Here is a 6,048-nt window from a genome sequence, read left to right as displayed (position 1 = left end):
CGCGGGCGGGAGTTGTCCACCGCCGTGCCGGCCGTGGACAACTCCCGCTTTCCGATAGAGATACAGCGACCCCTGAACCCCCACACCACCTACCGGTTCAGACTCCTCTCAGGATTGGAAAATACTCATAGCCCATGGACGCGCCTATCCTTATGAGGGGCATCCGGGTCGGGAGTGGGTATGGTCACCGAAAAACACCTCATCGTCGGCGCCTTCTACTGGGTCATCCCCAAGCCCGACGTCGGGCGAGACGACGACTGGGACCGGTGCCAGGAATGGCAGGACGAGATCCAGCCGGCGCGCTTCAATGGCTGGAACGCCGCCGGCGAGATGATCTGGAACTTCATTGGCGTCGACGGCTCGAGCGACTGGTCGGTGCTGTGGATCGGGGAGGAGATTGGGGTGCCGACCGTGCCGACGAAACCAGCCTTGGCTCAGATGTGAATAAGCCCGCACGGGGCGGGCTTCTATACTGAATATCGCCACAGATATTCTCACGACGCATAGTGGTGATCAGGTCGCAATCGAACGCCTGGAGTGGGCTTGTACCCAACGGGGACGGACGCTAACCCCTTCCCAAGCCGCACGCTTGATGTGCATGTGCCTTCGAACGAGAGGTCAATGGCCCAAACGGTGTCTTGGTTTAATACGTCATACAATGCGACCTTCCCTCGACTAACCGTCTCACTGTGCCATTCTCCAGCCGAACAGCGATGTAGCGAATAACGCGATCGCGGCGATCGATCGTTGACTCAAGCAATGACACTTTCGGATAGACGCCCAACGCCGCGCGCTTCTCTTTCCCGTCAATCCGGTATTTGAGGCGCCAATACTTGGCTCCCAAAGGCATCACCTCCAGGTACATTCCATGTCCATCGGCAAGCTTGTAGGCTTTCTCGCGAGGCTTCGCGGCTCGTACTGCAACGTCGGTAAGGGGCATCTGTAGAACGGGAGCATCTAGATGCCCCAAGAATTGGAGAAATGCCACCAACGATGCCCCCAAAATTTCTGGGTGCCAATGGTACTGGGCAAACTTGGTAAGGTCAAATTACTAAGCCCTTGTCGCGGCGTAGTTTTTTGGTGACTTGGGGAATCCTTGAGAGATTCTTTGGTGGGCCGGGTGGGAGTCGAACCCACGGTGTCCTTTCGGAGGCGGATTATGAGTCCGCTGCCTGCAACCAGCACGGCGTCCGGCCCATCCGACGCCACGTTTTTGAATAGCTTGGCTCGTGGCGGATAGGAAATCTGCGACCGTCAATCATCGTCGCAGAAAGATTGCGAGTCTATCGGCTAATGCTGCCGCACGCAAATCCGAAAAACCAAATAAATGCGAACTCGCCGCATACTCGCCGAACCGGCCAGCATCAGGCAGCCGTTGCCCGCATCAACACCTGCCGCCGCGTGGCCCGCAGCCCGGTTCAAAGCCGCCAGGCGACCATGAAAAAAAAGCCCGGCGCTTAACGCCGGGTCTCTTGCTACTGCTACGCTACCGATCGATCGACGCTCAGTTGCCTTCGAGGAACGACTTCAGCTTGTCCGAACGGCTCGGATGACGCAGCTTGCGCAGCGCCTTCGCTTCAATTTGACGGATACGCTCACGCGTCACGTCGAATTGCTTGCCCACTTCCTCAAGCGTGTGGTCCGTGCTCATTTCGATACCGAAACGCATGCGCAACACCTTCGCTTCGCGAGGCGTCAACGAATCGAGCACATCCTTCACCACGTCGCGCATGCTCGCATGCAACGCGGCGTCGGCAGGAGCGACCGTATTCGTGTCTTCGATGAAATCGCCCAGATGCGAATCGTCGTCGTCGCCGATCGGCGTTTCCATGGAGATCGGCTCCTTCGCAATCTTCATGATCTTGCGGATCTTGTCCTCGGGCATTTCCATCTTTTCCGCGAGCGTCGCCGGATCAGGCTCGAGACCCGTCTCCTGCAAAATCTGCCGCGAAATACGGTTCATCTTGTTGATCGTCTCAATCATGTGAACCGGAATCCGGATCGTGCGCGCCTGATCAGCGATCGAACGCGTAATGGCCTGACGAATCCACCACGTCGCGTACGTCGAGAATTTGTAGCCGCGACGATACTCGAACTTGTCCACGGCCTTCATCAAACCGATGTTGCCTTCCTGGATCAAATCGAGGAATTGCAAACCACGGTTCGTGTACTTCTTCGCGATCGAAATCACGAGACGCAGGTTCGCCTCGGTCATCTCACGCTTGGCCTGGCGCGCCTTCAATTCGCCAGCCGCCATTTGACGGTTCGTTTCCTTCAAATCCTTCAGCGGCAGAACGACGCGCGCCTGCAAATCAAGCAAACGCTGCTGCTGCTCACGGATCGCCGGAATATTGCGCGAAAGAATCGCACTGTACGGATGATTCTCGGCCACAACCTTCTCGGCCCACTCGAGATCAGTCTCGCTACCCGGGAAGCGCGCGATGAACTCCGCACGCGGCATGCCGCACTTGTCGACGACGATATGCAGAATCTGACGCTCGACCTGACGCACTTCGTCGACCTGCGCACGCAACGTATCGCACAGACGCTCCACGGTACGCGCCGTGAAGCGAATCGACATCAGCTCGTTCTGAATCGTCTCTTGCGCCTTCAGATACGACTTCGACTTGTAGCCTTCCTTCTCGAACGCACGGCGCATCTTGTCGAACCACTCGCTGATCATCGCGAATTTTTCGAGCGATACACGCTTGAGGGCTTCGAGTTGCGCCGCGTTGGCCGTGGCCTGCGCGGTGCCGTCGTCGTCCTCTTCTTCCTCCTCTTCCTCTTCCTCTTCTTCCTCGCTCTCGTTCTCGATCGCTTCGGCTTCCTGCGCCGAGAAGCCGTCAGCGTCTTCCGCGTTCGGGTCGATGAGGCCGTCGACGAGCTCGTCGATACGGATTTCGTCGTTGGCGACGCGCTCAGCCATCGCAAGGATGTCCGCGATCGTCGTCGGGCACGCCGAAATCGCCATCACCATATGCTTCAGGCCGTCTTCGATTCGCTTCGCGATCTCGATTTCGCCTTCGCGCGTAAGCAGCTCGACCGTACCCATCTCACGCATATACATGCGCACAGGGTCCGTCGTACGGCCGAATTCGGAATCGACCGTCGACAACGCGACTTCAGCTTCCTCCTCGACTTCATCGTCCGACGAAGCAGCGGGAGCGTTGTCGTTCAGCAGCAGCGTTTCGGCATCGGGCGCCTGCTCGTAGACAGCCACCCCCATGTCGTTGAACGTGCTGATAATCCCTTCGATCGCCTCCGTCTCCGCGAAGTTGTCCGGCAGGTGATCGTTGATTTCCGCGTACGTCAAAAAGCCGCGCTCTTTGCCGAGCTTGATCAGCGCACGCAGCTTCGAGCGGCGCTCTTCGAGCTCCTCCGCCGTGCCTGGCTGACTCGACGCGAACGCGTCCTTCAGCAGCGCCTTTTCCTTCGCGCGGCGATCACGCGCCTTGGCCTTCTCGCCCTTGCCCGGAGCAGCTTGTTGCTCTTCGCTCTGGGTTGCGTCGTCATCGACGGATACTTCGTTCAGCTTTTTCGTCATGGAGTTCGCCGTACCGGCTATAGTCTCGACTCGCGGCTGCTGGACTTCAGCCGGTTGCACCGTGGATACCTGGGTTTCGCGCACTGCCGAATCGTCCGGCGTGGCAGCCGCGCCCCCTGCGCTTTTCGAACCGGTTCGCCTTTCGGCGGCGGCTCTCGTCTCCGGCTTGGCGGACGCTTTCGCGGCCTTCGTCATATTGGCGGCTGCCGCCGAAGTTCGTGCAGCCCCAGACCTTGCCGGCTTCTTGCCGGCCTCTTTGGCTGCGCTCGCAGCCTTGCTTGAAACCTTGCTTGTAGCGTCGCTTGAAACCTTCTTTTGGCGAGCAGACGTAGCAACAGCCCTGGCACTGACGACGCCCTTGCGCGCCGGCCGAGCCGCATGCTCGCGCTGGCTCGAACGCGAAGCCCCGGCCTTGCTTGCGCCCGCCTTGCCACCCACGCCTTTGGCAGCCGCCTTCGCGCCCTCAGTCTTTGCTGTCGCTGCCTTTGCCATCGCCGCCTTTACCATCGCTCTGTCGCCCCTGCCCCAGCGCCTTTGCTGCGAAAAGACAAACTAAACCGCTGAAAACCTTTTATTATAGCACACACGGCACAATCCCCCTCTCACAGCCCAAGCTGCCGCTTCATTTCGGCCCTTTGCCGGTTCAGGTCAGCGAATTGGTCGATTTCCTCCGGTGTCAGCTTCGACTGGCGCGACAAGCGCTCCAGCCGCTCGGAACACGCGTCGTAACGGATCTTCAGAATGGCCGCCAGGAACTCCTCGGCAGCGATGCGCTCGCGCTCCTGCTGTTGCTCGGCCGCGGCGGCGTCTTCCACATCGTGCATCAGCAAATCACGGACGTTTTCATCATAGACCAGAATTTCGCGGAAGATTTCTTCGAAAGTCGCCGCGTTGGCCCCATTTCTGAGCAGGTCAGACAGGTGCTGAAACTGCGCCGCGTCGCCGAGTGCGCGCGCATGAGTCACCGCCTCCGCAAACAATTCAGCATGGTGGCTCTGATTGAACAGGCTCTCCTCGCTCGCTTCATCCAGGACCGACACGATGCGCGGGTACATCACCAGATTGCGCAGTGCGCGTTCTTCGATACCCGTGACGCGCCGACGGTCCTTGCGCGCCGGCGCCGGCCGTGCCGCCGCGACGATGCGCGCGTCGACGTCGCACAGCGCCGCCACTTCCTCGAACGGCACGCCGAGCCGATCGGCGAACATGTGCATGATCTGAGCGCGCAGCGCGTTCGCCGGCAGCGCTTGCAACAGCGGCTTCGCATCGAACAGTGCCCGCGCGCGCCCTTCAGGCGTATCAAGCTCCTTGCCGATCAGCACCTCGTTCAACATGAACTGCGACAGCGGCAACGCATGCTCGATCTGCTCGGAAAAGGCCTCCTTGCCGAATTCACGGATGAAACTGTCCGGATCGTGCTCCGGCGGCAGAAACAGAAAACGAATCGTCCGATTGTCCGCTGCGTGAGGCAGGCAGGCGTCGAGCGCCCGACGCGCCGCGCGTCGCCCCGCTGCATCGCCGTCGAAACTGAAAATGACGGTATCGGTCTGCCGCAGCAGCTTCTGGACGTGAATCGGCGTACAGGCCGTCCCAAGGGTCGCAACGGCATTCGGAAAACCGAGCTGAGCCAGCGCGACGACATCCATATAGCCTTCGACCACGAGAACGAAGTGCGCCTCTCTGATGGCGAGGCGCGCCTCGAACAACCCGTACAGCTCGCTACCCTTGCTAAATAGCGGCGTTTCCGGCGAATTCAAATACTTGGGCTCGCCGCCGTCCAGCACGCGGCCGCCAAACCCGATCACGAGGCCTTTGACGTTCCGGATCGGAAACATGATCCGCTCGCGGAACCGGTCATAGCGCCGCGGTTGGCCTTGGACATCGAGCTTCTCGCTGACGATGACGAGGCCCGCCTCCACCAGTGCGTCGCTACGGTAATCGGCGAATGCCGCTTCGAGGTTTTGCCAGCCGTCCGGCGCGAACCCAAGCCCGAAGCGCGCGGCGACTTCGCCGGTCAGCCCGCGTTTTTTCAGGTATTGGATCGCTTGCGGCGCAGCGCGCAAAGCCTTGCGGTAGTAGTCGCACGCCGTTTGCATGAGTTCGGACAGCGCCGCAACGGCCTTGCCGTCGACCGGGGCGAATCGCTCGGAGCCGCCGCCTTGCCCACCGTGACCGCCGTAGCCGCCTCGAGCCGGCGACGGCTCTTGCGGCACAGTCAGGCCAACGCCTTGCGCGAGTTCGCCAACGGCTTCGGGAAACGAAAGCCCGGCGTGCTCCATCAGGAAGCCGATTGCCGTGCCATGCGCCCCACAACCGAAACAGTGATAGAACTGCTTGGTCGGACTGACCGTAAACGAGGGACTTTTCTCGTTATGGAACGGACACAGCCCCATGAAGTTCGCACCGCCCTTCTTCAACTGGACGTACTTGCCCACCACGTCGACGATGTCGACGCGGTCCAGCAGATCCTGAAGAAAAGCGTGCGGAATCACTTGCGATGACGG

General features: G+C 60.2%; 4 protein-coding genes, 1 tRNA gene and 1 pseudogene. 2 read left to right on the top strand and 4 right to left on the bottom strand.

Going from position 1 to position 6,048, the window contains the following annotated elements:
• The first annotated feature begins 180 nt into the window (after nt 1–180).
• The gene (locus C0Z19_RS25500) at nt 181–444 is read left to right on the top strand and encodes a hypothetical protein (RefSeq protein WP_102612620.1); all 264 of its coding nucleotides are present in this window, start codon (nt 181–183) and stop codon (nt 442–444) included.
• A gap of 309 nt (nt 445–753) precedes the next feature.
• Here C0Z19_RS25500 and C0Z19_RS25495 read toward each other — a convergent pair.
• From C0Z19_RS25495 to rpoD, 3 genes and pseudogenes are all read right to left on the bottom strand, one after another.
• Nucleotides 754–940: pseudogene (locus tag C0Z19_RS25495) on the bottom strand (Arm DNA-binding domain-containing protein); the annotation flags it as partial.
• A gap of 169 nt (nt 941–1,109) precedes the next feature.
• Nucleotides 1,110–1,197: transfer RNA gene (locus C0Z19_RS25490), tRNA-Ile, on the bottom strand.
• A gap of 307 nt (nt 1,198–1,504) precedes the next feature.
• Nucleotides 1,505–3,739, bottom strand: coding sequence for an RNA polymerase sigma factor RpoD (rpoD, locus tag C0Z19_RS25485; protein WP_102612619.1), 2,235 nt, complete (start codon nt 3,737–3,739; stop codon nt 1,505–1,507).
• On the opposite strand from rpoD, the gene C0Z19_RS28540 reads away from it, so the two are divergent.
• Nucleotides 3,645–4,100 carry a hypothetical protein gene (locus C0Z19_RS28540; RefSeq protein ID WP_199180797.1) on the top strand — a complete coding sequence of 152 codons (456 nt, stop codon included), beginning with the start codon at nt 3,645–3,647 and terminating at the stop codon, nt 4,098–4,100. The two genes, rpoD and C0Z19_RS28540, sit on opposite strands and share 95 nt — an antisense overlap.
• A 46-nt stretch (nt 4,101–4,146) precedes the next feature.
• On the opposite strand, the gene dnaG is transcribed toward C0Z19_RS28540, so the two are convergent.
• Complete coding sequence (gene dnaG / locus C0Z19_RS25475; protein ID WP_102612617.1) at nt 4,147–6,036, bottom strand: DNA primase; 1,890 nt, start codon at nt 6,034–6,036, stop codon at nt 4,147–4,149.
• Nucleotides 6,037–6,048: the final 12 nt, after the last annotated feature.

This window comes from Trinickia soli (genome assembly GCF_002879855.1).
Lineage (GTDB): Bacteria > Pseudomonadota > Gammaproteobacteria > Burkholderiales > Burkholderiaceae > Trinickia > Trinickia soli.
Note: the sequence above shows the minus strand (reverse complement) of the source record. Positions and strands in the feature narration are given on the sequence as shown.